This window comes from Advenella kashmirensis W13003 (assembly GCF_000506985.1).
Classification (GTDB): domain Bacteria; phylum Pseudomonadota; class Gammaproteobacteria; order Burkholderiales; family Burkholderiaceae_B; genus Advenella; species Advenella kashmirensis_A.
Genome location: NZ_KI650979.1, coordinates 720,070 through 745,132, shown reverse-complemented (window position 1 = coordinate 745,132; position 25,063 = coordinate 720,070). Strand labels below are relative to the sequence as shown.

Below are 25,063 nucleotides of genomic sequence, written 5' to 3'. Positions count from 1 at the left end.
TCGCGCCGCCTTTTCCTGAACACGTCGTCTTTTCCAATATTCGTTATGAAATCTTCAATGCGCTCCCGTCTGGAGCAAATCTCGCAGCGCCTTATCGAAGTAGATGCCTTGCTTGCCGAGCCCGATGCAGCCAACGACATGGATCGCTTTCGCAAGTTGTCGCGTGAACGCGCAGAAATCGACCCGGTGGTCATGCTGTTTCGCAGTTACGAGGCGACCGAAGCCGATTTGCAGACGGCAACTGAAATGATGTCGGATCCTGAATTGCGCGATATGGCCCAGGAGGAACTGGATACGGCAAAAGCGCGTATCGAGGACCTTGAGGAGCAATTACAGTTGCAATTGCTGCCGAAAGACCCGGACGATGGCCGCAGTGTCTTTCTGGAGGTGCGGGCAGGCACCGGTGGCGATGAAAGCGCCATTTTCAGCGGCGATCTGTTCCGCATGTACAGCCGCTATGCCGAGGAGAAAGGCTGGAAAGTGGAGATCATGTCCGAGAACGCATCCGAGATGGGTGGCTACCGCGAGGTGATAGCCCGGATTGATGGCGAGGGCGTGTACGGACGCCTGAAGTATGAGTCCGGCGCGCATCGTGTGCAGCGGGTTCCGGAAACCGAATCACAGGGACGTGTGCATACGTCGGCCTGCACGGTCGCCGTGTTGCCGGAAGCCGATGAGGTGTCCGATGTGGTGCTCAATCCCGCCGATTTGCGTATTGACACGTTTCGCGCCAGCGGCGCCGGGGGCCAGCACATCAATAAAACCGATTCGGCCGTGCGGATCACGCATATTCCAACGGGGATTGTGGCCGAGTGCCAGGACGACCGGTCCCAGCACAAAAACAAGGCGCGAGCAATGAGTGTACTGGCGGCGCGCATCAACGATATCCAGCGTCAGGAACAGCAGCAGAAGGAAGCGGCTGAGCGCAAGAGTCTGGTGGGCACGGGTGATCGCTCCGAGCGTATTCGTACTTACAATTATCCTCAGGGACGGGTCACTGATCACCGCATCAACCTGACTTTGTATAAACTGGCACAAATCATGGAAGGCTCGCTGGACGAATTGACAGGCGCGCTCATTGCCGAGCGCCAGGCCGAGTTGCTGGCTGCCCTGGGTGACGATTCTCTGTAGCCTTATGCAGGAACCCTTATCGACGACATTTGGCTGCCGGTATGAACCCGGTCGAAGTAGAAGGAGCAGGAATGGCGCTTGCCATCACGATTGAATCTTTAACGCGTAACAGTGGCCTGCCGCCGCTTGAAACACGGATGCTGATCGGTCAAATCCTGAAAGTATCGCGTTCATGGATGATTGCCCATGATCGGGAACCGTTGACCGATGAGCAGGTCGTGCAGATCCGTGCGCTGATTGAACGGCGCCTGGGCGGCGAGCCCATGGCCTATATCATGGGCGAGCGCGAATTCATGGGGCTGACATTTGAAACTTCGCCTGCGGCGTTGATTCCACGCCCCGAGACCGAGTTGCTGGTGGAAACGGCCATCGATTACGTACGGGAAAATCCAAGAGCCAATGTGCTGGATCTGGGAACCGGCACCGGCGTGATTGCCGTTTCCATCGCGCGGTTTTGTCCGGGCGCACTGGTGCTTGCCACGGATAAAAGCCCCGATGCACTGGCGCTGGCGCGCCGTAATGCGGAAAAACACCGTACGGCGCAGGTCCGTTTCCTGGAAAGCGACTGGTTTGAAGGCATTCCGCCACAGGCGTTTGATCTGATTGTGGCCAATCCGCCGTATATCCGACGGCATGATCCGCATCTGCAACAGGGCGATTTGCGTTTTGAGCCGCCCATGGCGCTGACGGATTATTCTGACGGATTGGCCGCCATCCGCCGCATTATTGCCGGCTCCCGGTCGTATCTGGCCAGCGGCGGTCAGATGTGGATCGAACATGGCTGGGACCAGGCCGAGCACGTTCGCTACATGCTGGCCAAAGTCGGATTTACCCAGGTTGAATCCCGCAATGATTTATCCGGCATTGAGCGCATTTCCGGCGGGTGCTTTACTATTTAGCGTTAAACTCTTTTGAGAGATGGCCAGAGTGAACCTGGTTTCTTTCAATGCTGACACAGGTGAATACAATGAGCGAAGTACAGAATTTTATCCGCGAGACGGTCACAGAACATCCCGTCGTGCTGTTCATGAAAGGCACGGCCCAGTTCCCACAGTGCGGTTTCTCCGGCAAGGCCATCCAGATTCTGCGTGAATCAGGCGTGAAAAAACTGGTCACAGTCAATGTACTGGACGATCAGGAAGTACGCGAGGGCATCAAGCAGTTTTCCAACTGGCCGACCATTCCCCAGCTGTATGTGAAGGGAGAATTCATTGGCGGTTCGGATATCGTCAGTGAAATGTATGCAAGCGGCGAACTCAAAACCGTGCTGCAAGAGGCCGGCGCGTTCGAGTCCTGAAGCGCAGTCGATCAGGGCAATTGCCGCTGTGTCGCGGCGTTGCCTTCGATAGCGGGTTGTTGCGTGCGCACCGCTTTTAGCGCCATCAGCCCATAATGGGTGCATGCCAGGATTGAAAACACCGGCATGATGAAGCCGGCAAACGGAATCAGGGCGATGGCCGCACATATCAGGCCGATCTGCCAGAAACCACGATTGTAATGACGTAGTACGTAAGCCCTTTCTTCCAGAGTGGCGTGTTCGACGATGGCGTCCAGCCGTGTCATATGCGAGAACGCATACGCGCCCCAGAATAATGAAAGTGCGATGCCGGCAAAGGGAATCAGCCAAAGTGGCAGGGTGACCAGCCAGCCGATCACAAAAATGGCACTGACCTTCACGGTATTGGCCAGGCTGGTAACGGTCGCGTTTTCTCCCTTTCTTTGCAGTTCGGGATAAGAGGTGGTGCTGATGGTTTTCAGGGCCATCGGCATGACCAGAATGGCTGCTGCCGCCAGACCGGCGATGCCGCTGACGACCAACAGTGCGACAAAGGAAATAACCCCGGTCAGCCAGTCGCTCATCGTCGCAAACCCCCAGCCAGACAATCTGCCCGATACCGACTGGAACCAGCCCCAATGCAGGGCGGTATTGTCCAGCCAGTTATCCAGTGGCGTCCAGGCAAAGATCAGCAATAGTAGCGCGACCACTGCGGCAATCACAAATGGCAGGATAATGGCAAACAGCATGGAGGGGCGCATTTGCGTGGCCAGGGCCTTGCTGAATGCGGCGGCGACGCTGACATAAGGAGTAGATTTCATGTGGCGACCAGCCTTTGCAGGGATGAGTTATTGGCGTGCATTGCGCAGCGCAGACGGAATAAAATCCGGCTCGGTACTGCGCCAGGGATTGATGTCCAGACCGCCGCGCCGCGTGTAGCGCGCATAGACGCTCAGCGCTTGCGGCGCACAGGTATGCATGATATCGCAGAAAATCTGTTCCACGCACTGTTCATGAAAACCGCTATGTTCCCGATAGGACACGATGTACTTCAGCAGGCCGGCATGATCAATAGCGGCACCCGTGTATTCAATCTGCAGGCTTCCCCAGTCCGGCTGGCTTGTCACCGGGCAGTTGGATTTGAGCAGGTCGGAGCGCAGCGTTTCGTGCCGTGATCGCGAGGCGTCGGCGCTCAGTAATGTGGCGTCGGGGTGATAAACAGACACGTCAATGTCCAGCGTATCGAGCAGTGTGCCTTCCAGTTCGCCCATTGTCTGTCCGGCAAAATCGGCAGGCTCGATCAGGGTGACGCTGACCGGTGCACCGGCCGCAGCGCTCAGATCCTGCTGCATATAGGCGATTACGGCATCACGATCGGGCATGGGTGTCTGGTTGAAGGAGTTCAAATACAGTTTGAAGGATTTGGATTCGATCAGATGCGTGCTGGTAGCCGGAAAACTGAAGCGGGCCAATGCCACTTGTGGCTTGCCTTTGGGCGTCAGCCACGATACTTCGTAGGCATTCCAGATGTCTGCACCATACCATTGCGGATGGGGCTGCAGGCTCAGTTGCGCGCGTCCCGCATCGCGGGCAATGGGAAACAGTAATGAGGGATCATAGTGCTGGGGATAGTGGGTTTCCTTGCCCAGCGGCGCGTGGTGCAAAATAGAGTCGGTCATGTGAAGGCTCACAATGATTGAATATGGATGGTGCGCTTATACGATGGCGTTGATGCACCCCGGTCTGCAGCTGCGGCGGCGTGATCACGACTGTCATCGTCATCGCCCAGGTTCGGGCCGTCTGGCGTATCCGTATCGGTAAACGATTCAGCGTCGAATGCCTTGTCGCCGTTTTCATCGGCAACACCGGTGGGTTTGAGCCCGGCAAAATCAAACAGATCGCGATCCATCAGATGCGAGGGTGCAATGGCAGAGAGGGCCTTGAAGGTATTCCAGACTTTTTTGGGGCTTTCCTTTTCCCACGCGGCAATCATGCGACTGACTTCCTTGCGCTTGAGATTTTCCTGAGAGCCGCAAAGATTGCAGGGAATGATCGGAAACTGTTTGAGTTCGGCGTAGGCGATCAGGTCTTTTTCCGCGATGTAGGCCAGGGGTCGGATCACGGTATGACGACCGTCATCAGAAACCAGTTTCGGCGGCATGGACTTGAGCTTGGCCGCATAGAACAGGTTCAGGAAGAAAGTGGCCAGAATATCGTCGCGATGATGACCCAATGCGATTTTGGTCGCGCCCAGTTCGCTGGCGACGCGATACAGAATGCCGCGCCGCAGGCGCGAGCAAAGCGAACAGGTGGTTTTGCCTTCGGGGATCAGCCGTTTGACAATGGAATAGGTGTCCTGGTTCTCGATATGGAACGGCACGCCCAGCTTGCTGAGGTAGTCGGGCAGGACATGCTCCGGAAAGCCAGGCTGTTTCTGATCCAGATTGACGGCGATAATGTCAAAATGGATGGGCGCGCGCTTTTGCAGAGTCAGCAGAATATCCAGCATGCCATAGGAGTCTTTGCCGCCGGACAGGCAGACCATGACTTTATCGCCTTCTTCGATCATGTTGTAGTCGACGATGGCGGTGCCGGCCTCGCGCATGATGCGCTTGGTCAGTTTGTTTTCATGCTGGCGCTGCTTCTGCATGGCCTGATGGCTGGCAGTGGCGGGCAAAGAGGCAACAGAGGTCATGATGATCGTATGGTTGGTGCGGGGCGTGTCAGCGGCTGGCTTCCACTTCGACTCCGACCGCGGCGCAGTCCGAGAAGGCGAGGGGTTTGCCGATGCGCAGTTTGACCCGGTAAACTTCAGGAAAGTCTTTCAGCAGGCGCTGGATGACCATGTCGCCCAGTGTCTCGACCAAATGAACATGTGCACGCGTACATTCCTCGATAATCGCTTCACGCAATTTTCGGTAGTCCAGCACGCTGCGAATATCGTGGTCGTTGACTTCGTGATCGACATGCATGTCGATATCTGCGTCGATATGCAGGGGCTGGGTGGCACGCAGTTCGTGCTCCAGAATGCCAATGCGGGCGTCCAGCGCGAGCCGGGTGAAAAAGATGCGGCGTGTGGTCATGGGGAATCGGTAAAAGAAGCCGGAAAAGCCCGGTTTTTGTTCAGGATGCTATTGTAGTGTTTTAGTATCAAAGCCGGGGGTACAATACGGTTAGTTTAGATAAATTCATGATTAAACGAGGATTTTTCCTGAAATGCAGCAGGCGGTATATGATGCCATTGTGATTGGCGCGGGCCCGGCGGGGGCCTCCTGTGCGGTGTGGCTGGCCCATATGGGTTTTTCTCCCCTGATCATCGAATCCAGCGGGCGCGCCGGTGGTCTGAGCGCCAGTAATCCCTTCGAAGATACTTGGAATGTCACCGCGCCCGGCCTGACCGGCGAAGAGGTGGCGGCCCGGATCAAGCAAAGCCTGGACAGCGCCCGTGTGCCGGTGTTGCTCAACTCACTTGTCACGCGCATCGAGCGCGGCGACACGCCCGATGGAACCGGCCGCGAAGTATTCAAAGTATTTTTTGGTGCCGATCTGCCGCTGCATGCGCGCTTTGTCGTGATTGCGAGTGGGGTAGAGCCCCGCACGCCACCAGACTGGGAGCGGGATCATTACGACGACGTACTGGTCGGGCCGGGCAAACATGTGGCTAATTATGAATTTGCGCTAAAGAATGTTGCTGTGCTGGGCGGGGGCGACAATGCATTTGAAAATGCACTGTTCCTGAAAGAGCGCGGAGCCAAGTCTGTGCATATTTATGCGCGCACCCTGCGATGCCAGCGACACTGGATGAAGTTTTTGAATGAATCGGATGTCACGACAGGTGCCTACACATTCGATCCCGAGACACGCCAGGTCAATGGCCGACCCTACGATGCGGTGGTAGTGCTGTATGGCTTTCGCGCGCGACTTCAGGGCATGGAAGATCTGGGCCTCGATTGCAACGAGTTGGGCTATATACGGACCGATTTCCAGACAACGCAAACCAATCTGCCAGGTATCTACGCAATTGGTGAAGTCACGCATCGGCAGCACCCTTGCGTGGTGACGTCTATGGCTGATGGCGTGGTGGCGGCAAAGGCGATTCAGAAGGAACTGGAGAAAGACGGCGCCTGATCTGGTCAATTCTGCTGCATAACTGGGGCAGGCTGCGAATCAGCCTGTCGGTCGGGCGAAACAGGATATCGGGATCCTGCCCGATCAGCTGATCGGGCTGCAGGGCAGTGCCAAGGTCCGCGAAATAATTCGCAATCATCCGGCTTTCGGCGTCAATCTGTTTTGAGCCGAACAATACGGCCTGGGGGTGCGCGAGCAACAACTGTTCGCGACTAATGATTGATGCGGGCGTGGACAGGGACGGGAATGCCGACTGCGCGCCGCAAGCGCGCAGGGCGTCAATCACAAATGAACGATTATCCAGCGTATACAAGGGGTCCAGGCCCACCAGGGCAAATACTTTCACTTTGACCGCATCGCGATAACGCAGGCGTGTCTCATTCAATATGTCCTGAAGAGCTTGTGTTGTGGTGCGCGCTGCCGCTTGTGTTCCAAACAGTTCGCCCAATTCGTCAATATCACGAACAATGTCGTCCAGTGTGACTGGCGCCTGGTAATGGACGGGAAGCTTCAGCTTGCGCAGGGCAGGGTAGAGATCTTTGCGATTCGTATATCCCCAGGCCAGAATCACATCGGGGCGCAAAAGCGCAATGCGCTCGGCATTGGGCGCAACGCCACTGCCCACGCGCGGCAATGAGGCTACCGACGTTGGATAGTTGCTGGCCTCGGATACACCCAGCAAATGATTCCCGGCACCAGCTGCGAACATGAGTTCCGTCAGGTGCGGCGCCAGGCTGACTGCTGTTTTGCCTATGTCAGCCCGTGCCGGACCGGTCGTAGCGACGATGCACAGCAGCGCCGCAAGCAACCAGATTTTCATTGCATTTGTATTATGCAGAAAACGCGTACGCTTGCGGCTGACCATGATTACATCCGGAATGCCAGATTCAGGAACACATTGGAACCTTCCGTATTGTAGCCATAGGAAGTTTCATACTTCTTGTCCAGCACGTTGTTCCAGTACACCTGGGCCTCCAGGTTCTTGCTGAATGCGTAGCTGGCCCGCAGGTTGAGTACGCCATAGCTCCCCAGGCGCTTTTCACGGGTATTGTCCTTGTCATCATAGCGTGTGCCGGTATGGACAAAATCTGCACCGATACTGGCCTGGCCGAAGGTATGCGATGCACCCACACGGTATACCTGGCGGGCGCGGCGAATCAGCTGCTTGCCGGATTCATTGTCTTTCGGATTCATGAAATCCGCACCAGCATACACGCGGGTCTGATCAAAACGATGTTCCGCATTGATGGAGATGCCGCGGATTGTGGCCCGGTCCACGTTTTCGGAAGTACAGTTGAACATATCGTCACACACATAGCCGTCGATCAGGTCACGATATTTGGTTTGCCACGCGGTGATCGATGCGGAGCTGTCTTCTGTTTTCCAGGCCGTACGCAATTCAAAGCTGCGCGAGGTTTCCGGTTTCAGGTTCGGGTTGCCCTGATAGCCGAAGCTCAGTGGCGTGTACAGGTCGGCGAACGTCGGTATGCGATAGCCGGTGTTCGCGGCTACGCCAGCAGACCATTCGGATGTGATATCAAAATCGTAACTCAGGCTGCCTGTCGTTTTGTCGTCATAACCGGTCGTGTTGTCGTTACGCAGGCTGGCCTGAATATGATGACGATTGAAATCGCCGCGATAGATCAGCCCCACTGCGTTGGTATGGCGCTTGTCCTTTTCGTAGGTGGTGGTGCCAAATACGCTTTCGTCCTTGCGCTCCAGCACCAGTGAGAGTTTGTTCTGCTGATTCAGGCGAAAGTTGTTCTGCCAGGAATAGGTGCGCTGGATGCTGCCGATGACTGAATCGCCATACGAGGCGCGTGCATCGTACATATTACGATTGACACTTACGTGCAATACGCTTTCCCACCAGTCGGTGAGCTGATTGTTGCTGGTTACGGCAACGGACTGCTGACGCATAATGCCAAACGTGTTCCGGTCATAGACGCCGCTATCGAAGTCGCCATGATTGTAGCCGTTATAAAACGACACGCCCAGGCGGTTTCCCGGTTTCCAGGTGTAGCCCAGAGAGCCTGAGAGTGAGGCCTGTTCATAGCCGTCGCGATCCGGGTTATAGGTAAAGGTGCCTGGTTTATTGCGCGTTGCGTTAAAGCCGTCGCTGCTGGCGTAGCTGCCGGCCAGGCGATAATCCCAGCCGTTGCTGGCGCCGGACAGGCCAATGCCTGCCTTGAACAGGCTGTGCGTACCCACGCCGATATTGCCAAAGACGCTCAGCGGTTTATCCTGGCCATCGCTGCGTGTAATGATATTGATCACGCCGCCCATGGCATCGGAACCATACAGGCTGCTGGCTGCGCCGCGCAGGATTTCAACGCGTTCGACGGTGGTCGGATCAATGGCGCTCAGATAGGTGCTGCCCGTGGCCGGGTCATTGATACGCTGACCGTCTACCATGACCAGGGTCTGCTGCGGACTTGCGCCGCGCACAAAGAGACCGGACAAAGATTGCGGCCCGCCCTGCTGGTAGGCCTGAATCTGCGGCTGTCGGGAAAGCAGTTCGGTCAACGATGTTGCGCCGGCGTTTTGCAACTGGTCTTTTGAGATAACGCTGACGTCGCCATAGACATCTGCAAGGTTCTGATTACCGCGCGCAGGCGTGGCGACAATGGTGTCAAGGCGGGTGACGTCGGCGTCGGGGGAGGTTGCTGGCGTGGCTGTTTGCGCGGTTGCGGCAAAAGGCAGAACCACCAGGGCAAGCGCCATGGGGGTGAGTAAGAACTTCATAGGTAGTACCGGTAATAGATGCGCGACCCCGCACATCAGGTTCGAATAAAGGCGATCGGGCTCAATGGCAGACCGCGGCAGGCTCAGGGCCGATGTCGGGCTGCAGGCATATGCCTGATTACCGTTGCGGGGGCAGCACAGGTTGCAGGGCTGCTCGCAGCCACATGTCCTGTTTCCCGTTTAACACTCACCCCATGCGCGGCATGGTGAATGCACCCTGAAGCCGCAATTGTAAATGATTGGTACAGATCATGACCGTTGCCGGCCCGTTTCACGGCTGTATGACGCCATTTGCCTGCTCTTTAGAGGGGTTTGAGGGTGAGAGGGTTGTAAATCCGCTACAATTTTGCATTGCATTCAACTATTTAGATCGAGCCTGAACGTGTCATATCCCAAGTTGCCTTATCCCATCCAGTCCTATACCGCCGGTGCCCGGTTTGTCGAGCAACTGCAAAAAGGGCGGATTCTTGTGCTGGATGGCGCCATGGGCACCATGATCCAGCGTTACAAGCTGACCGAGGCCGACTTTCGGGGTGAGCGATTCGCCGAGCATCATCAGGATGTCAAGGGCGATAACGAACTACTGTCCCTGGTGCGTCCCGATATCATCAGTGAAATACATGAGCAGTATCTGCAGGCCGGTGCCGATGTGATCGAAACCAATACCTTCGGCGCAACGTCGGTAGCGCAAGGCGATTATGATCTGCCTGGTATTGCATATGAATTAAACCTGGAGTCGGCCCGCCTTGCGCGCAAGGCCTGTGATGCCTTCAGTACTGACGAGCATCCCCGCTTTGTGGCAGGCGCCCTGGGGCCTCAGCCAAAGACGGCGTCCATTTCACCGGATGTGAACGACCCCGGTGCGCGCAACGTTACGTTTGAACAATTGCAGGCGGCATATGAAGAGCAGCTCAACGGGCTGCTGGATGGTGGCATTGATATTGTTCTGATCGAAACCATTTTTGACACGCTCAACGCCAAGGCCGCCATTTTTGCGGTCGAAACCGTTTTTGAAACGCGTGGCATTCGCTTGCCGGTCATGATCTCCGGAACGGTCACCGATGCGTCGGGCCGCATTCTGTCGGGCCAGACGGTGGAGGCCTTCTGGAACTCGGTGCGGCATGCCCGGCCTGTTACGATCGGCCTGAACTGCGCACTGGGGGCCGCCCTGATGCGACCCTATATTGCAGAGTTGTCCAAAATTTGCGATACCTGGCTTTGTGTCTACCCCAATGCGGGGCTGCCCAATCCCATGAGCGATACCGGGTTCGATGAAACGCCCGACGATACGTCAGCGTTGCTCGAAGAATTCGCGAAAGCCGGCTTTGTGAACATGGTGGGCGGCTGTTGCGGAACCACACCCGAACATATCGCCGCGATTGTGCAGAAAGTCCGGCAACTGCCTGCACGCGAGGTTCCCGATGTGCCGGTCAAAACCCGTCTGTCCGGTCTGGAAGCGCTCAATATTGACGATGAGTCGCTGTTTGTAAACGTGGGCGAAAGAACCAACGTCACCGGCAGCAAGATGTTCCTGCGCCTGATCCGCGAAGAAAAATTCGATGAGGCGCTGACCGTGGCGCGCCAGCAGGTGGAAAACGGCGCGCAGATTATCGACATCAATATGGACGAAGCGATGCTCGATTCGAAAGTGAATATGCGTCGCTTTCTGAATCTGATCGCCTCGGAACCGGATATTGCCCGCGTGCCCATCATGATCGACAGTTCCAAATGGGAAGTCATCGAAGAGGGGCTCAAGTGCGTGCAAGGCAAGCCCGTGGTCAATTCCATTTCCATGAAGGAGGGCGTGGAGCCGTTTCTCGCGCATGCACGCCTGTGCCGCAAGTATGGTGCCGCCGTGGTTGTGATGGCGTTTGACGAAGAAGGCCAGGCCGATACGCTGCAGCGTCGCAAGGATATTTGCGGCAAGGCCTATCATTTGCTGGTGGATGAACTGGATTTTCCGCCGGAAGATATTATTTTCGATCCCAATGTGTTCGCGGTGGCGACCGGGATCGACGAACACAACCATTATGCCGTGGACTTTATCGAGGGCACGCGCTGGATTCATGACAATCTGCCGTACGCGCGTATTTCCGGCGGCGTCTCGAATGTGAGCTTCTCGTTCCGTGGCAACGAAGCCATGCGCGAGGCCATCCATACGGTGTTCCTGTACTACGCCATCCAGGAAGGCATGACCATGGGCATCGTCAATGCCGGTCAGTTGGGCGTCTATGCCGATCTGGATCCGAAAACGCGTGATCTGGTCGAGGATGTGATCCTGGACCGGCAGCCCCCGCTTGGCAAGACAGATCCAACAGATGAGCGCACGCCGACCGAGCGTCTGGTGGAATATGCCGACTCGGTCAAGGGCAGCGGCACCAAGAAAGAAGAAGACCTGACCTGGCGTGAACAGGAGGTGGAAAAGCGGCTGTCGCACGCGCTGGTCCACGGCATCACACAGTTTATCGTCGAGGACACCGAAGAGGTCCGGCAGAAGATTGCCGACCGGGGCGGGCGTCCCATTGAGGTCATCGAAGGGCCGCTCATGGATGGTATGAACGTCGTGGGTGATCTGTTTGGCGCCGGCAAAATGTTCCTGCCTCAGGTGGTCAAATCGGCACGCGTCATGAAGCATGCCGTGGCGCATCTGATTCCGTTTATTGAAGAGGAAAAGCGACAGATCGAAGCCGCCGGGGGCGATGTGCGCGCCAAGGGCAAGGTTGTGATTGCGACGGTCAAGGGCGACGTGCACGATATCGGAAAAAATATCGTGACCGTGGTTTTGCAATGTAATAACTTTGAAGTTGTCAATATGGGTGTCATGGTCCCTTGCGCGCAGATCTTGGCCAAAGCCAAAGAGGAAAAGGCCGATATCGTCGGACTGTCCGGGCTGATTACGCCAAGCCTGGAAGAGATGGCGTATGTGGCCTCGGAGATGCAGCGCGACCCGTATTTCCGGGAGAATAAAATCCCGCTGCTGATTGGTGGCGCAACAACCAGCCGCGTTCACACGGCAGTCAAGATTGCACCGCACTACGATGGACCGGTTATTTACGTGCCGGACGCCAGCCGTTCAGTAGGCGTGGCAACCAATCTGGTGTCCGATCAGGTGGAAACCTATCTGGCGCAGGTCCGTGAAGAGTATGCGCAGGTGCGTGAGCGCCACGCCAACCGCAAGGCCACGCCCATCATCCCGCTTGAAGACGCCCGCAAGGCTGCCCCGCAAATTGACTGGGCCAACTACACGCCACCCCGGCCCAAGTTTCTGGGACGCCGGGAATTCAAGAATTTCGATCTGGCTGAAATCGTGCCGTTTATCGACTGGACGCCGTTTTTCCAGACCTGGAGCCTGTTTGGGCAGTACCCCAAAATTCTGGACGATAAGGTGGTGGGCGAGCAGGCGCGCAAACTGTTCGAGGATGCGCAGGCCATGCTTAAAAAAGTGGTCGAGCAACGCTGGCTTCAGGCCGGTGGCGTGATCGCATTCTATCCTGCCAACTCGGTCAATCACGAAGACATTGAAATCTACACCGATGAGTCGCGCGAAGAAGTCCTGTTTACCTGGCGCAACTTGCGTCAGCAGAATGCCAAGCGTGAAGGCGTGGCCAATAAATGTCTGGCCGACTACATCGCGCCGAAAGAGACCGGAATCAAAGACTACATCGGGCTGTTTGCGGTGACTGGCGGCATTGGCATTGAAAAATACGAGAAGCAGTTCGAAGCCGAACTGGATGATTATTCGTCCATTCTGCTCAAGGCGCTGGCCGACCGTTTTGCCGAAGGTTTTGCCGAATGCATGCACGCCCGGGTGCGTCGTGATTTGTGGGGATATGTCGATAATGAATCGCTGGATAACGAAGCGCTCATTGCCGAGCAATATCAGGGCATCCGGCCGGCGCCAGGCTATCCGGCCTGCCCCGAGCATCGTGTCAAAATTGATATGTTCGAGGTCCTGCAAACCGAAGACATCGGCATGCAATTGACAGAAGGCATGGCCATGTATCCGGCGTCCAGCGTCTCGGGCTTTTACCTGAGCCATCCCGACTCAAGCTATTTCAATGTCGGGACCATCGGTCAGGACCAGTTGCAGGACTACATTGAACGCAGCGGCCTGCCGGAAGAAGACGTGCGTCGTTCCCTGACCAGCGTGCTGGGGTAGAATAGGCGGTAACCAACTGACGGAGTAAGGGTGGCATGGCCGACAAGCACGGGGCACTTCGCAAGCAGGCATTGGGCGCATTCGTGCGCAGTGCCCGTGATCGGGTGACGCCTCAGCAGGCCGGCATTGCCGGCGGACAGCGGCGCCGCACACCTGGCCTGCGGCGCGAGGAAGTCGCCCAATTATGCGATATCAGTGTCACCTGGTACACCTGGATCGAACAGGGGCGGGACGTGTCGGTGTCTGCTGCGGTCTGGGCGCGTCTGGCAACCGTTCTGCAGATGACCCGGGCCGAACGCGCCTACCTGTTTGAACTGGCCGATCTGAGCGACCCAGAGCACAACGGAACGGCCGTCCCGGCGCCGACTGTCTCCCTGCAAAGCTGTGTGGACAGCATCAATGTACCCGCCTATATCCTGGACCGGCACTGGAATGTGCTGGCATTTAACGCCGCGCTGGATCAGGTTTTCGCCGGCTGGATGGGCGGCCAGGCGCAACCGAACCTGCTGCGCTTTATTTTTCTGGACGCGCAGGCGCCTGCCATTGTGGTGGATTGGGAAACCCGGGCCAACCGGGTTGTGGCCGAGTTTCGGGCCGATATCGGGGTCTACCTGGATGACGCCGACACCACTACCTTGATTGATGAATTGCTGACGGGCAGTCCGGTGTTCCGGCACTGGTGGTCCCGGCAGGTGGTGGTTGAGCGCGAGGGCGGCTTGCGCGCCTTTAATCATCCCCAACTGGGCTATCGCGAGTTCGAACAGATCACCTTTCGGCTGGCGACTCAACATGATTGCAAGCTGGTCATGCTCCTGCACGGGGCGGCGAATGTCGAGGGATCGAATGCCGGATGATGCTTGCGCTTTGGCGAAGGCTCGGTTATTGTATTGACACCATCAGCACCTGTCTCCCGGCGGCATTGCTCGCAGATCCATTACCGATCCTGCCTGACACTGCGCTGAGTATGACGGGCGCTGTATCTGAAGTGGCTGTTTTTTCAACCCGTTGTTCAGATTCTGTAGTAGTGCAAACAAATCCAATAAGGAGAAGTCAATGATTATTCGTCAAACTCGAATTGCGGCTGTGCTGGTGACCGGCGCTTTGCTGGCGGGATGTGCAACGCAAGGTGGCAATACGGCGGCAGGCACCGGCGTCGGTGCTGCGTTGGGGGCAGGCCTGGGCGCATTGATTGGTGATTCATCCAAAAGCGCTGGAATCGGCGCCGGGATTGGTGCAATTGGCGGCGCGATTGTCGGCTATAACTGGGACCGTATCGTGGGTCGTGTGAATGATGCCGGCGGCAAAGAGCTGGGTATTTCCACCACCAAGATGCCCGATGGCAGTTTGAAGGTAAATATTCCTGAAGGCGCCACGTTCGACACGGCGAAATATGATCTGAAACCGGCGTTGTTCCCTGTCCTGGATGCCCTGGCGCAATCCATGAACGAGAGCCAGCAACTGCGTCTCAAATCAGTGGGTCATACCGACAGCACGGGCAAAATGGCATTCAATCAGCAACTGTCAGTTAACCGTGCGCAAAGCGTCGTGAACTATCTCGGTGGCAAAGGCGTCAATGCCAGCCGGATGAGCATCGAAGGCCGTGGTCCCAACGATCCGATCGCCGACAATGCAACGGAAGCCGGTCGCGCCCAGAACCGTCGGGTGGAACTGTATCTGTACGCGGTCAAGTAAGCACTCCCATTCAATACAGATTTGCTGATAAAAAAGCCCGCCGCCGGATTCGGTTCCGGTACGGCGGGCTTCTTGTTGTTTGCCATTCGTCGTGAACAGAATGGCGGCTAAATAGAAAGATTATTTTTCAGAATGCATGCGAAATTGAGGCTGGTTCATGGCCATGCCCAATTTAAACCCGGTGGGTTTGACCGGTACATTCACAGCAGGATGCTGTTGGGTGTTATTTTTATTCTGAGTGCCAAATTCCTGGCGGAAACGTGTCAGTAATTTCATCGTAAGTTCCTTTATTATGAGGTTATTGTTGTTGGTTTTCTGCGCCGGAGTCAATCCGGTTCAGCTATGCATAGCGTAGCCGATATTTATTGCAGAATCATGATGACGCCGGCCATCGTTGTAAGTAGAGAAATACAGGCGCATCAAATTGTTAAACATGTACGCATGCCACCGTAAAGGGCGCATGCAATCGCACGTACACAGCCGTTATGACTATGATGATAGGGTTATGGAGTGCTGTCTCGAATTGCGGTGTCGTGAGGATCCGCAAATTTAATAAGAATAATGGTCCAGGATCAGTATTAACCTGGTATTCGTCACTGGATAGCGCCACTTGTTGATCAAGCGCGAAGTAACAGCAGTACTGAATGCTAACAGTATTTTGTTAGCATGTCAAGCTAAATGATTGATATATTTGGTAATTACTCTTGAGAGCCGGCCGTGTCGCGGATTGCCCCGTAGCGAACTTCCAGTTCCCGTCGCAGGGAACGACGCATTTTTGCCGCTTCATAGCGACAATGCTCCAGGTCGTTTTCCGGTTTCAAAGGAGGCACCTGAACTGTTTGCCCATTGTCATCGACCGCGACCATGGTGAAAAAACAGCTGTTGGCATGGCGGATTTGCTTGCTGCGAATGTTCTCGGTCACGACTTTGATACCGATTTCCATGGACGTATTGCCGGTGTAGTTCACCGAAGCCAGGAAAGTGACCAGTTCGCCAACATGAATGGGTTGGCGGAACATGACCTGATCGACCGACAGTGTTACCACGTAGCGACCGGCATAGCGACTGGCACAGGCGTAGGCCACCTGATCAAGCAGCTTCAGGATCGTGCCGCCGTGCACATTGCCGGAAAAGTTGGCCATGTCCGGTGTCATCAGGACGGTCATGGTAAGTTGATGATTGGGCAGATCCATGGCGGGTGGAGCTCCTTAAATAGAGTGAAAGGCGGGGTGGAAGGCGTCAGTGTACCTACATTGCAGATAGGGCGCCAGACGGGAGCGATAAACCTTCGCCGACGGTTCGATTCACTTGGCTGAGTGGCCTTGACTTTGGCCGTGGCCCCGACCCTGATTTGACCTTAAGGCCTTATCGCGCACAGGCGCATCTGCCACTTGACCTTCCCATCATGGTAAGCTTTATAGTGAAGAAAATGCACCGTAACGACAGCGATTATCGATCCAATCGAGGCTGCCGGCGGTTTTCTTCGAAAGGGCATAGACATGAATACCAATACCATCTCTCGCAAGCAAATTGAGGCGACGCAGGCTGGCGTACAGGGCCAGGAAGGCCTGATCGAGCTGTCGGTCGCCGGCATGACCTGCGCCTCGTGTGTGCGACACGTTGAGAAGGCGCTGGCCTCGGTAGACGGGGTGCAGTCGGCCAGTGTGAATCTGGCGACCGAACGCGCCCAGGTGCGCGCGCCGATGACAATGGATACGGCCTTGCTGACACGCGCGGTCGAGCATGCCGGTTACGAGGCGCAGCTGGTCAGCAATCCGCAACAAAGCAGCAATGCCGACACTATCAGACGCGACGCTGAGCGCCAGACGCTCAAACGCGATCTACTGCTGGCCGCGATCCTGGCGCTGCCTGTCTTCATTCTGGAAATGGGCTCGCACGTCGTACCGGCCTTTCATCATCTCATTGCGCAGACGATCGGAATGCAAACCAGCTGGTATATCCAGTTTGTGCTGACAACCGCAGTCCTCGCGGGACCGGGGCGCCGGTTTTTTGTCAAAGGCATTCCCGCCCTGATTCGCCTGACGCCGGACATGAACTCACTGGTGGCGGTCGGCACGACGGCAGCTTACCTTTATTCGCTGGTCGCGACGTTTGCGCCTCACTGGCTGCCTGCGGGCACGGTGAATGTGTACTACGAAGCGGCGGCTGTCATTGTGGCCCTGGTGCTGCTGGGGCGTTATCTTGAAGCGCGGGCCAAGGGCAATACCTCCGAGGCAATCAGCCGGCTGGCGGGCTTGCGGGCCAAGACTGCCCGGGTAAGACGTGATGGCCAAATTGTCGAAGTCGCCATTGAAGACGTGATCGTAGGCGATATGATCGAGTTGCGTCCTGGCGAGCGTATCCCTGTGGATGGAGAGGTCACGGAAGGCAGCAGCTTTGTCGATGAATCAATGATCAGTGGTGAACCCATGCCGGTGGAAAAAATGCCGGGTGCTTCTGTCGTGGCCGGTACCGTGAACCAGAATGGCCTGCTTACGCTGCAGGCGACGGGGGTCGGCGCCGATACGGTGCTGTCGCAGATTATCCGCATGGTTGAGCAGGCCCAGGGTGCAAAACTGCCCATCCAGACCATGGTCGATCGCATCACCATGTGGTTCGTGCCGGTTGTCATGCTGATTGCGGTCATTACATTCGTGATATGGATGGTGTTCGGTCCGCAACCGGCTCTGGGATTTGCACTGGTCAATGCCGTTGCCGTGCTGATCATCGCCTGCCCTTGCGCGATGGGTTTGGCAACCCCGACCTCGATTATGGTGGGTACCGGCCGCGCCGCGCAATTGGGTATTCTGTTTCGCCAGGGAGAAGCCTTGCAGACCTTAATGGATGTTCGCGTTGTGGCAGTGGATAAAACCGGTACGCTGACCCGCGGCTATCCTGAACTGTTTGATTTGACAGTGGCGCAGGGCTTCGAGCGCAAAGATGTGCTGGCGCTGGTGGCGTCCGCCGAAAGCCGTTCGGAACACCCGATAGCGCGTGCCATCGTGTCGGCTGCCCAGCAAGAGGGCCTGACCCTGGCGCCTGCGGAGGCATTTGAGTCTCTCACCGGCCTGGGCCTGAAGGCGCAGGTGAATCAGCGAAACATCCTGATCGGTTCGGACCGTCTGATGCAGCAGCAGAATCTGGATACGGACGTGTTTGCGTCGCTGGCCACCCGGCTGGCCGACGAAGGAAAAACACCGTTATATGTGGCGATTGATGGCGAACTTGCCGCGCTGGTTACGGTGGCCGACCGCGTTCGTGATACCACGCCCGATGCAATCGCTGCTCTGCATCAACAAGGCCTGAAAGTGGTCATGGTCAGCGGCGACAATCAGCGTACGGCACAGGCCCTGGCCCGTGAGCTGAAGATTGACGAGGTGGTGGCCGAGGTCATGCCGAATGCCAAGGCAGATACCGTCAGGCAACTGCAGAAAACCCATGGTCCGGTGGCTTTTGTGGGAGACGGTATCAACGATGCGCCGGCTCTGGCCGTCGCCGATGTGGGTATCGCCATCGGATCGGGAACCGATATCGCGATGGAGTCTGCTGACGTCGTGCTGATGTCCGGCGACCTGGCCAATGTGTCGCGTGCCATTGCGTTATCACGGGCCACCATGCGCAATATCCGGCAGAACCTGTTCTGGGCGTTTGCTTACAATGCCGCCTTGATTCCGGTTGCGGCAGGGGTGTTGTTTCCGTTCAATGGCGTGCTGCTGTCGCCGATCTTTGCGGCAGGCGCCATGGCCTTGTCCAGCGTGTTTGTCGTGACTAATGCCTTGCGGCTGCGTCGCTTTGCCGCCTGATGCCATCTTTTTGGGAGCGTTACCATGAATATTGGAGAAGTCGCGGCGGCGACAGGTGTCAGCGCCAAGATGATCCGCTACTACGAGAAAATCGGTCTGATCGATACGGTTAACCGCAGCGATGCGGGGTATCGGAAATACACGGAGCAGGATCAGCGCATGCTGGCGTTCATCAGGCGGGCGCGCGAATTGGGGTTTTCGCTGGAGCGCATTAAAACCCTGATCAGCCTGTGGCAGGACACTTCGCGCCACAGTGCCGATGTCAGGCAGTTGGCGCGGCAGTACATACACGAGCTGGACGAGGATCTGGCCAAGCTGCAGGCAATCCGCAACGAACTGGCCTATCTGGCGGACCATTGCCATGGCGATGATCGGCCCGATTGTCCGATCATAGAACGGCTGGCGCAGCAGGGGTGAGCGCTATTTGCGCTGGTTCACAGATGTGATACATTGGGTTGCGGGCTCCTTTACAGGTTCAGGAGGTTCACATGGTGATGAGGACATTCGCGACGCCGGACAATCAGGTGCCGGATCTGAAAAATTATAATCTGTTCGATTGCGACCCGGTATTGCATGAAGCGCTGACCGCATTTGATGCGAGCGACGCAGTTCAGTCGTGTCGAGATTATGGCGGCCGGCTCGGGTCTGAACAGGTATTGCAACTGGCGCGCAGGGCCAACGCACATGAACCCGAAGCGGCTATTTTCACTCGCACCGGCGAGCGCCAGGACCGGGTGGATTTTGATCCGGCATGGCACGCCTTGCTGGGGATGCTGTTTGAGCAGGGCGTGCATTCCTCTGCCTGGCAAGACGGCCGGCATGTCCAGCGTGCTGCCCGGTTTTATCTGCATGCGCAGACCGAGGCGGGCAGTCTGTGCCCGGTGACCATGACGTTTGCCGCCGTGGCGGCGTTGCAGGAACAGCCTCTTCTGGCGCAATTGGCGCCTTGGCTTTTCAGTCGTGATTATGATGGTGCCGACGCGCCGCTCTCGCAAAAGCGCAGCATGATGATCGGCATGGGCATGACCGAAAGGCAAGGCGGGTCCGATGTGCGCACCAATACGTCGGTTGCTGTCGATGCCGGTCTGCATGAATCCCACCCGGTTTATGAGCTGCATGGACAGAAATGGTTTTTCTCTTCTCCCATGTCCGATGCCCATCTGGTACTGGCATACGAAGGTGATCAGCTTGGGTGTTTCTACATGCCGCGCTGGCGCCCGGATGGCAGCCGCAATGCAGTGCATATCCAAAGACTTAAAAATAAATTGGGCAACCGTTCCAATGCCAGTGCCGAAATTGCGTTCGATGGTGCCTGGGGCTTGCGTATCGGTGAGTCCGGCGCGGGCATTGCCACGATCTTGCGCATGGTGAACCAGACCCGGCTTGACTGCGTCCTGGGCAGTGCGGGCTTGCTGCGCCAGGGCGTGGTGCAGGCGCTGCATCATGCCCGGCACCGCATGGTATTTGGCAGAACGTTGGATGCGCAGCCCCTGATGCAGTCGGTTTTATGCGATCTGGCGCTGGAGAGTGAAGCGGCGCTATGGCTTGGTCTGGCCCTGGCCAGATCGGTTGCCCACGCCGAAGATCCGTTACAGAAGGCATTTTTGCGCATCGTGGCGCCGGCCGCCAAATTCTGGGTATGCAAGCGCAGCATTGCTGCGATTGCCGAGTGTCTGGAAGTGTGGGGCGGCAATGGCTATATCGAAGACGCACCGCTGGCCAGGCTGCTGCGCGAAGCGCCGGTCAACTCGATCTGGGAAGGATCCGGCAACGTGATGTGCCTGGACGTACTGCGGGCCTTGTCGCGGCATCCGGATGCGACTGCGTTGTTGCTTGATCACCTGGCGGATGACTGTCGCGCGGATACTGTGCTTGCCGCAGCCATGACCGAACTGGCACAGTGGCTGGCAGGGCCGGCCGATGCGCTTGAAGCGCAGGCACGCAAGGTGACGCAGCGACTGGTGTTGTTGGTACAGGCGACGCTGCTTTATCGATATGCGCCGTCCTGGGTTGCGCAAGCCTTTGTGCGCAGTCGCTTCGAAGAACCAGGAGGCGTCATGGGCGGGTCTGCCTATGCGGATGCGGCAGCGATCCTGGCGCGTGCTTATCAACCGTTATGATCGCGTGCAGGCACGCAGGCAAAAGCAATGCGATTACTACTGGCCCGGGGAAGTTCTGCTGAAGGTCGGCACAGGGTCTGTGCAGGGCTGGCATTGAACCTGCATCGCCATTAATACGCCTTTAATGCAGCTTGACTCTGGGAGTGCTGCGTTTGAGCAGCAGTCGACCCAGGGCTACGGATCCGGTTCGGGCAATGCCCAGAATCGCCATATGGTGCATTAAGTGCAGGCTCATGTACATCAGCCGGGCGAGCAGGCCTTCGACAAAAAGGCTTTTGCCTGTCAGCACGCCCATCAGGCTGCCCACCCCCTTGTTGTGACCGACCGAGACCAGTGAGCCGTAATCTTTGAACACGAAAGGCTTGTTGTCTGTGGGGGTGCCCTTGATACGATCGGACAACTGACCCACCAGATAATCGGCCTGCTGATGGGCCACTTGCGCGCGGGCGGGCAAATATCGACCTTCTTCCCAGTCGACCTGGGCGCAATCGCCCATGGCATAAATGGCCGGATCGCTGGTGCGCAGCGTGCGGTCTGCGACGAGTTGGTTGATTTTGTTGGTCTCCAGGCCCAGTTGCGTCAGAAATACGGGGGCCTTGATGCCGGCCGCCCATACCGTCAGGTCGGCCGGATAGGTATTGCCATTGGAATCGGTCAGGCTTTTTTCCTGGACCGACGAGACCAGGACTGAGGTTTTGACCGTGACACCGCGCTGACTCAGCAGTCTGGTTGCCGCTGCCGAGGTTTTTTCGGGCAGGGCAGCAAGAATGCGCGCACTGCCTTCCAGCAGGGTAATGTGAATATCGCGTTCGGGATTGAGTTCGTTGATGCCATAAAATCCCAGGTCCTTGCCTGCCTCAAGCAGTTCGGCGGACAACTCGACACCGGTGGCGCCGCCACCCACAATCGCAATATTCAGTGACTGATCGGGATTGTTTTTCTTGCGCTGGTCAGCAGCGATCAGCTCGCGCAGGAATTTCAAACGAAATTTCTCGGCCTGTTCGGTGGAGTCGAGCGCCGTCGCGTATTCTTCGGCGCCCGGCGTATTGAAGAAATTCGAGCGGCTGCCTACGGCGATAACCAGGGTGTCATATGTCAGGTCCCGTTCTGCGAAGACTTCTTCGCCTTCACTCAGGACGGCCTTGACATGAATGCTGCGGGCTTCGCGGTTGATGCCGTCCATTTCGCCCGGCACGAAGGTGAATCCATGGTCTTTGGCCAGCATGGCGTAGGACAGCCCTTCGCGATGGATATCCAGCGTACCGGACGCCACTTCGTGCAGCGACGGTTTCCAGATATGGAATACGCCCGTATCGACCAGGAAAATATGCCGGGGTCCGAACTTGCGTCCGAGTTTGGCTGCCAGTTCAAGGCCGCCTGCGCCGCCTCCCACTATGATGATCTTGTGTTCTGGTGTTTGCATCGTGATTTCCTGATATTTCATTCGACATGGAATGGCACAGCTTCATTCTAGTGGAAAACGATCGTGTATGACACACGAAAAGACGAAAGCCGACTCTCCCAGGCAGGAAGGTCGGCTTGCGCGCAAGGCACGATCAGGCTTATTTGGCCTGTAACAGCTCCGGCGTTTTCAGAAGGATGAGCTCATTATCATCCTGTTTGTTGGGCTCACGGCTTGATGAAAATGGAAAGTTATTGTCATTGCCCACCACGATGTGTTCCCTATCGACAACGTCCACGTTTTCGATGGTGAAGAATGGAAATTGCAGCACGCCATTGGTCAGTGGTTTGCGAGCCAGTTTGTTCGGGTCGGCAATATCCAGAAGGTCAATGTACGCTATTTTACGCAAGGGCTTGCCGGCAGTTTTCGGCGTGAATTCCACTTTGTAGACGCGTTTGAATTTGGGCAGATCGGCAAAGCAGGTGCTTGTATCAGCCCCGTCGCGGCAAGCCTTGTCTGGGGTGCCTTCGCCATTGTCGCGCTCAATAATCAGACCGGTCGTCGCGTCGATCATATTGAAGTCGCCGATGGCGTGGTGGGCTGCCTCCAGTGGATACAGCCAGGAGCGGCCAGTCCATTTTTCGGCAGCCACGTCAAATTCAAGTACACGCAACACTGTCTTGCCGTCCTCGGTTTCCCATGCTTTCGTCTTTTCGTCCCAAACAGGGCCTTCCAGCAACGGGTACAGGAATTTGCCATCCGGTGAAGCCGCCATCCCTTCATAACCCTTGGATCGCTTCAGGTTGACCCCTTTGTAGGTGTCGCCTGGTGCACCGGGCGAGGCCACCTGGTAGTTGTCGGGCGACTGAATCTTGCGGCCATCGATTTCGGTTTCAAATACCGCCTGAACCTTGCCATCCAGATCAGCCTTGATCAGGAACGGGCCAAACTCTTCGCCGATCCACACTGTGTTGTCGATGATTTGAAAACTCTCGGTATCGAAGTCCGAGCCGGTGAGATAACGTTCCTGGGAGCCTTCGTGCACAATACGGAACGGTACTTTTTTATCGGGGTCGCTCAGAAAAATGGTTTTGAGATGTTCGAATGTGCCGGATTTCCAGTCGATTTTGTACTGGTTCAGGTACAGCATGGAGTCGGGCGAGTTGGCTTTGTTGCCGGAGCCATTATCGGTCACGATCCAGACGGTGCCGTCTTTCATGACCTGAATGCCGGAGTGACCCTGCAGAGGCTGGCCTTTGATGGGCAGGCTGATGCCGGTTTCGCGCCCGTTGGATTTACCCATAACCGTCGCGATGTCTTCAACCCGCTTGGCGCTCGTATATTTGCCAGCCGACTTCAGGTCGGCAGGCGCGTTATCAGGTGCAGCAATGGCGCTGTCGGCCGGGAGGATGGCATGGCCTGCGAGCGTAGCCGGTACCTTATTCTGGGCCTGCACAAAGCCGCTGGCTGCGGCAAAACCCAGCGCAATGACCAGCGCAGAAAATCGGGATTGAAATATCATGTGATGCTTCCTGCATGAGATTGGGAAGCCGCAAGAATATCGGAGCAGTGTGACAGGTATATGTAAGTTGCTGCCAGGGTACGCGATTTGTTCTGACCGTCTGCTTAGCGCACCATGCCTGTTTTCTTAACTTAGTGCCTATTTTTTTATATAACGCGCAACCAGTGCATCCAGTTCATGGCTGTTGAAAAGATCGATGCATTTCATGGTTTCGTAGCTGCCGCCGGTCGAGCCGCTGCGGGTGGTGGTGGCCAAAAACTGCTGGACCAGAGCCTCGGCCGCTTCGTTGGCTTCCAGCGGTACGGTGCCGTATTCCAGGTAGGCAGCAGCCGTATTGCTCCAGTCTTCCTGCAAGGCATCACTGCCGGCTTTTTTGCTGACCGCAGCGCCGCATCGGGCCAGGGTCCAGTATTTGAACAGTTTGACCTGATTATCGTAAGTTTTGAGTGTTTCGGGCGACTGCCGGGTAAACGATTGCAGCCCGGTTGCCGGTTTGGCTGCATCTGCTGCGTGGCTGGCGCTACCCGCCACAATACCCAGGGTGCACAGCAGGAGGGAGCAAACAGATCTGCCGTTCATTGCAATTCCCATAAATAGGCTTTCTCCGGAACAAATGTGCCGTTGTCAGGATCGGCATATAAATGGCAGGAGTCGGCGCATTCTGCTCCATTCCAAAGCGTGACGTGACCTGCCGCATTATCCCAGCCATGCCCCTTGACCACCAGCACGCCTTTTTTGCCGGTCAGCTGGGCAGGCGTGGGTGCACCATTGATTTCAATGTCGGCCTTGCCAAACGTCGTTTCCAGAAAACGGATCATATCGTTGACGCGATACATGTACCACTGGCCATCGGCACCGCTGCTGGCGGCATAGCCGGAAGCGTTCGAGGGAATGCGGATGCCGCTGCGATTCAGAACATAGCTCATGCGAATCGGGCAGGCGTTGCGAAAAATCAGGCCTTCGGTGTTAACCTTGACTTTGCCGCCGATCAGCTCGCCCACCATCTTCACGGGTTTGTTGACCTGGATGAACGTGTTCCAGGCGTGATTGAATTGGGGTCTGTTGGCCATTAGCGGGCTCCGATT

General features: G+C 56.6%; 22 protein-coding genes and 1 riboswitch. Of the genes, 10 read left to right on the top strand and 12 right to left on the bottom strand.

The annotated features are described in order from the left end of the window. The first annotated feature begins 45 nt into the window (after positions 1 to 45). The 3 genes from prfA (at position 46) to grxD (ending at position 2,428) form a co-directional block, all read left to right on the top strand. The gene (gene prfA / locus W822_RS27590) at positions 46 to 1,131 is read left to right on the top strand and encodes a peptide chain release factor 1 (RefSeq protein ID WP_024003774.1); all 1,086 of its coding nucleotides are present in this window, start codon (positions 46 to 48) and stop codon (positions 1,129 to 1,131) included. Between the two features lie 41 nt (positions 1,132 to 1,172). Further along, the gene (gene prmC, locus W822_RS27585) at positions 1,173 to 2,030 is read left to right on the top strand and encodes a peptide chain release factor N(5)-glutamine methyltransferase (protein ID WP_253272221.1); all 858 of its coding nucleotides are present in this window, start codon (positions 1,173 to 1,175) and stop codon (positions 2,028 to 2,030) included. A 68-nt stretch (positions 2,031 to 2,098) separates the two neighbouring features. After that, entirely contained in the window at positions 2,099 to 2,428 is a 330-nt protein-coding gene (gene grxD / locus W822_RS27580; RefSeq protein ID WP_024003772.1) for a Grx4 family monothiol glutaredoxin, read from the top strand. 11 nt (positions 2,429 to 2,439) lie between these two features. Here grxD and W822_RS27575 read toward each other — a convergent pair whose 3' ends face one another. From W822_RS27575 to folB, 4 genes are read right to left on the bottom strand one after another with little or no spacing between them, the layout of a single operon-like run. After that, positions 2,440 to 3,228 carry an EI24 domain-containing protein gene (locus W822_RS27575; protein WP_034279416.1) on the bottom strand — a complete coding sequence of 263 codons (789 nt, stop codon included), beginning with the start codon at positions 3,226 to 3,228 and terminating at the stop codon, positions 2,440 to 2,442. 27 nt (positions 3,229 to 3,255) lie between these two features. Then, the gene (queF, locus tag W822_RS27570; RefSeq protein ID WP_024003770.1) at positions 3,256 to 4,086 is read right to left on the bottom strand and encodes an NADPH-dependent 7-cyano-7-deazaguanine reductase QueF; all 831 of its coding nucleotides are present in this window, start codon (positions 4,084 to 4,086) and stop codon (positions 3,256 to 3,258) included. A gap of 8 nt (positions 4,087 to 4,094) precedes the next feature. Next, positions 4,095 to 5,102: a tRNA 2-thiocytidine(32) synthetase TtcA gene (gene ttcA, locus W822_RS27565; RefSeq protein ID WP_024003769.1), complete on the bottom strand. Its 1,008-nt coding sequence runs from the start codon at positions 5,100 to 5,102 to the stop codon at positions 4,095 to 4,097. 28 nt (positions 5,103 to 5,130) lie between these two features. Then, positions 5,131 to 5,490, bottom strand: a complete 360-nt coding sequence (gene folB / locus W822_RS27560; RefSeq protein WP_024003768.1) for a dihydroneopterin aldolase — start codon at positions 5,488 to 5,490, stop codon at positions 5,131 to 5,133. Positions 5,491 to 5,623: 133 nt separating this feature from the next. On the opposite strand from folB, the gene W822_RS27555 reads away from it, so the two are divergent. Further along, on the top strand, positions 5,624 to 6,535 hold the full coding sequence (locus W822_RS27555; protein WP_024003767.1) for an NAD(P)/FAD-dependent oxidoreductase: 912 nt from the start codon (positions 5,624 to 5,626) through the stop codon (positions 6,533 to 6,535). Here the strand turns inward: W822_RS27555 and W822_RS27550 are convergent. Next, positions 6,471 to 7,400, bottom strand: coding sequence for a helical backbone metal receptor (locus W822_RS27550; protein ID WP_024003766.1), 930 nt, complete (start codon positions 7,398 to 7,400; stop codon positions 6,471 to 6,473). The two genes, W822_RS27555 and W822_RS27550, sit on opposite strands and share 65 nt — an antisense overlap. Before the next feature lie 2 nt (positions 7,401 to 7,402). Then, a complete protein-coding gene (locus tag W822_RS27545) occupies positions 7,403 to 9,280 on the bottom strand; it encodes a TonB-dependent receptor domain-containing protein (RefSeq protein ID WP_031242113.1) in 1,878 nt (625 codons plus the stop codon). A gap of 70 nt (positions 9,281 to 9,350) precedes the next feature. Next, a riboswitch (cobalamin riboswitch) is annotated at positions 9,351 to 9,515 on the bottom strand. Between the two features lie 147 nt (positions 9,516 to 9,662). Between W822_RS27545 and metH the strand changes: the two genes are divergently transcribed. The 3 genes from metH (at position 9,663) to W822_RS27530 (ending at position 15,131) form a co-directional block, all read left to right on the top strand. Then, positions 9,663 to 13,439, top strand: a complete 3,777-nt coding sequence (gene metH / locus W822_RS27540; RefSeq protein ID WP_024003764.1) for a methionine synthase — start codon at positions 9,663 to 9,665, stop codon at positions 13,437 to 13,439. A 35-nt stretch (positions 13,440 to 13,474) separates the two neighbouring features. Beyond that, the gene (locus tag W822_RS27535) at positions 13,475 to 14,293 is read left to right on the top strand and encodes a helix-turn-helix transcriptional regulator (protein WP_024003763.1); all 819 of its coding nucleotides are present in this window, start codon (positions 13,475 to 13,477) and stop codon (positions 14,291 to 14,293) included. A 199-nt stretch (positions 14,294 to 14,492) separates the two neighbouring features. Then, the gene (locus tag W822_RS27530) at positions 14,493 to 15,131 is read left to right on the top strand and encodes a YiaD family glycine zipper/OmpA-like lipoprotein (protein ID WP_024003762.1); all 639 of its coding nucleotides are present in this window, start codon (positions 14,493 to 14,495) and stop codon (positions 15,129 to 15,131) included. 120 nt (positions 15,132 to 15,251) lie between these two features. Here the strand turns inward: W822_RS27530 and W822_RS46305 are convergent, their stop codons facing one another. Together W822_RS46305 and W822_RS27525 are read right to left on the bottom strand one after the other, a co-directional pair. Beyond that, entirely contained in the window at positions 15,252 to 15,407 is a 156-nt protein-coding gene (locus tag W822_RS46305; protein ID WP_024003761.1) for a hypothetical protein, read from the bottom strand. A 422-nt stretch (positions 15,408 to 15,829) separates the two neighbouring features. Further along, on the bottom strand, positions 15,830 to 16,324 hold the full coding sequence (locus W822_RS27525; RefSeq protein ID WP_024003760.1) for an acyl-CoA thioesterase: 495 nt from the start codon (positions 16,322 to 16,324) through the stop codon (positions 15,830 to 15,832). Between the two features lie 306 nt (positions 16,325 to 16,630). Between W822_RS27525 and W822_RS27520 the strand changes: the two genes are divergently transcribed. From W822_RS27520 to W822_RS27510, 3 genes are all read left to right on the top strand, one after another. Continuing rightward, positions 16,631 to 18,934 (top strand): heavy metal translocating P-type ATPase, encoded by a 2,304-nt coding sequence (locus W822_RS27520; RefSeq protein ID WP_155848075.1) that lies wholly within the window; start codon positions 16,631 to 16,633, stop codon positions 18,932 to 18,934. Between the two features lie 24 nt (positions 18,935 to 18,958). Continuing rightward, positions 18,959 to 19,351, top strand: a complete 393-nt coding sequence (gene cueR, locus W822_RS27515) for a Cu(I)-responsive transcriptional regulator (RefSeq protein ID WP_024003758.1) — start codon at positions 18,959 to 18,961, stop codon at positions 19,349 to 19,351. Positions 19,352 to 19,422: 71 nt separating this feature from the next. Then, a complete protein-coding gene (locus W822_RS27510; protein WP_024003757.1) occupies positions 19,423 to 21,054 on the top strand; it encodes an acyl-CoA dehydrogenase family protein in 1,632 nt (543 codons plus the stop codon). A 121-nt stretch (positions 21,055 to 21,175) separates the two neighbouring features. Here W822_RS27510 and W822_RS27505 read toward each other — a convergent pair whose 3' ends face one another. The 4 genes from W822_RS27505 to W822_RS27495 form a co-directional block, all read right to left on the bottom strand. Next, entirely contained in the window at positions 21,176 to 22,477 is a 1,302-nt protein-coding gene (locus W822_RS27505) for an NAD(P)/FAD-dependent oxidoreductase (RefSeq protein ID WP_031242111.1), read from the bottom strand. Positions 22,478 to 22,616: 139 nt separating this feature from the next. Then, the gene (locus W822_RS27500) at positions 22,617 to 23,978 is read right to left on the bottom strand and encodes an esterase-like activity of phytase family protein (RefSeq protein ID WP_024003755.1); all 1,362 of its coding nucleotides are present in this window, start codon (positions 23,976 to 23,978) and stop codon (positions 22,617 to 22,619) included. Positions 23,979 to 24,116: 138 nt separating this feature from the next. Next, on the bottom strand, positions 24,117 to 24,557 hold the full coding sequence (locus tag W822_RS45765) for a T6SS amidase immunity protein Tai4 family protein (protein ID WP_024003754.1): 441 nt from the start codon (positions 24,555 to 24,557) through the stop codon (positions 24,117 to 24,119). After that, positions 24,554 to 25,048 (bottom strand): type VI secretion system amidase effector protein Tae4, encoded by a 495-nt coding sequence (locus tag W822_RS27495; protein WP_024003753.1) that lies wholly within the window; start codon positions 25,046 to 25,048, stop codon positions 24,554 to 24,556. The genes W822_RS45765 and W822_RS27495 overlap by 4 nt, the downstream gene beginning before the upstream one ends. Positions 25,049 to 25,063: the final 15 nt, after the last annotated feature.

What these genes read in the sequence shown, in the direction of transcription:
- folB (WP_024003768.1), bottom strand. Translation starts at nt 5,490, where the DNA reads ATGACCACACGCCGCATCTTTTTCACCCGGCTCGCGCTGGACGCCCGC.
- W822_RS27520 (WP_155848075.1), top strand. Translation starts at nt 16,631, where the DNA reads ATGAATACCAATACCATCTCTCGCAAGCAAATTGAGGCGACGCAGGCT.
- W822_RS27525 (WP_024003760.1), bottom strand. Translation starts at nt 16,324, where the DNA reads ATGGATCTGCCCAATCATCAACTTACCATGACCGTCCTGATGACACCG.
- grxD (WP_024003772.1), top strand. Translation starts at nt 2,099, where the DNA reads ATGAGCGAAGTACAGAATTTTATCCGCGAGACGGTCACAGAACATCCC.
- cueR (WP_024003758.1), top strand. Translation starts at nt 18,959, where the DNA reads ATGAATATTGGAGAAGTCGCGGCGGCGACAGGTGTCAGCGCCAAGATG.
- W822_RS27500 (WP_024003755.1), bottom strand. Translation starts at nt 23,978, where the DNA reads ATGATATTTCAATCCCGATTTTCTGCGCTGGTCATTGCGCTGGGTTTT.
- W822_RS27550 (WP_024003766.1), bottom strand. Translation starts at nt 7,400, where the DNA reads ATGGTCAGCCGCAAGCGTACGCGTTTTCTGCATAATACAAATGCAATG.
- W822_RS27530 (WP_024003762.1), top strand. Translation starts at nt 14,493, where the DNA reads ATGATTATTCGTCAAACTCGAATTGCGGCTGTGCTGGTGACCGGCGCT.
- prfA (WP_024003774.1), top strand. Translation starts at nt 46, where the DNA reads ATGAAATCTTCAATGCGCTCCCGTCTGGAGCAAATCTCGCAGCGCCTT.
- W822_RS27535 (WP_024003763.1), top strand. Translation starts at nt 13,475, where the DNA reads ATGGCCGACAAGCACGGGGCACTTCGCAAGCAGGCATTGGGCGCATTC.
- ttcA (WP_024003769.1), bottom strand. Translation starts at nt 5,102, where the DNA reads ATGACCTCTGTTGCCTCTTTGCCCGCCACTGCCAGCCATCAGGCCATG.
- W822_RS46305 (WP_024003761.1), bottom strand. Translation starts at nt 15,407, where the DNA reads ATGAAATTACTGACACGTTTCCGCCAGGAATTTGGCACTCAGAATAAA.
- prmC (WP_253272221.1), top strand. Translation starts at nt 1,173, where the DNA reads ATGAACCCGGTCGAAGTAGAAGGAGCAGGAATGGCGCTTGCCATCACG.
- W822_RS27510 (WP_024003757.1), top strand. Translation starts at nt 19,423, where the DNA reads ATGGTGATGAGGACATTCGCGACGCCGGACAATCAGGTGCCGGATCTG.
- W822_RS27545 (WP_031242113.1), bottom strand. Translation starts at nt 9,280, where the DNA reads ATGAAGTTCTTACTCACCCCCATGGCGCTTGCCCTGGTGGTTCTGCCT.
- W822_RS27575 (WP_034279416.1), bottom strand. Translation starts at nt 3,228, where the DNA reads ATGAAATCTACTCCTTATGTCAGCGTCGCCGCCGCATTCAGCAAGGCC.
- W822_RS27555 (WP_024003767.1), top strand. Translation starts at nt 5,624, where the DNA reads ATGCAGCAGGCGGTATATGATGCCATTGTGATTGGCGCGGGCCCGGCG.
- W822_RS45765 (WP_024003754.1), bottom strand. Translation starts at nt 24,557, where the DNA reads ATGAACGGCAGATCTGTTTGCTCCCTCCTGCTGTGCACCCTGGGTATT.
- W822_RS27505 (WP_031242111.1), bottom strand. Translation starts at nt 22,477, where the DNA reads ATGCAAACACCAGAACACAAGATCATCATAGTGGGAGGCGGCGCAGGC.
- W822_RS27495 (WP_024003753.1), bottom strand. Translation starts at nt 25,048, where the DNA reads ATGGCCAACAGACCCCAATTCAATCACGCCTGGAACACGTTCATCCAG.
- queF (WP_024003770.1), bottom strand. Translation starts at nt 4,086, where the DNA reads ATGACCGACTCTATTTTGCACCACGCGCCGCTGGGCAAGGAAACCCAC.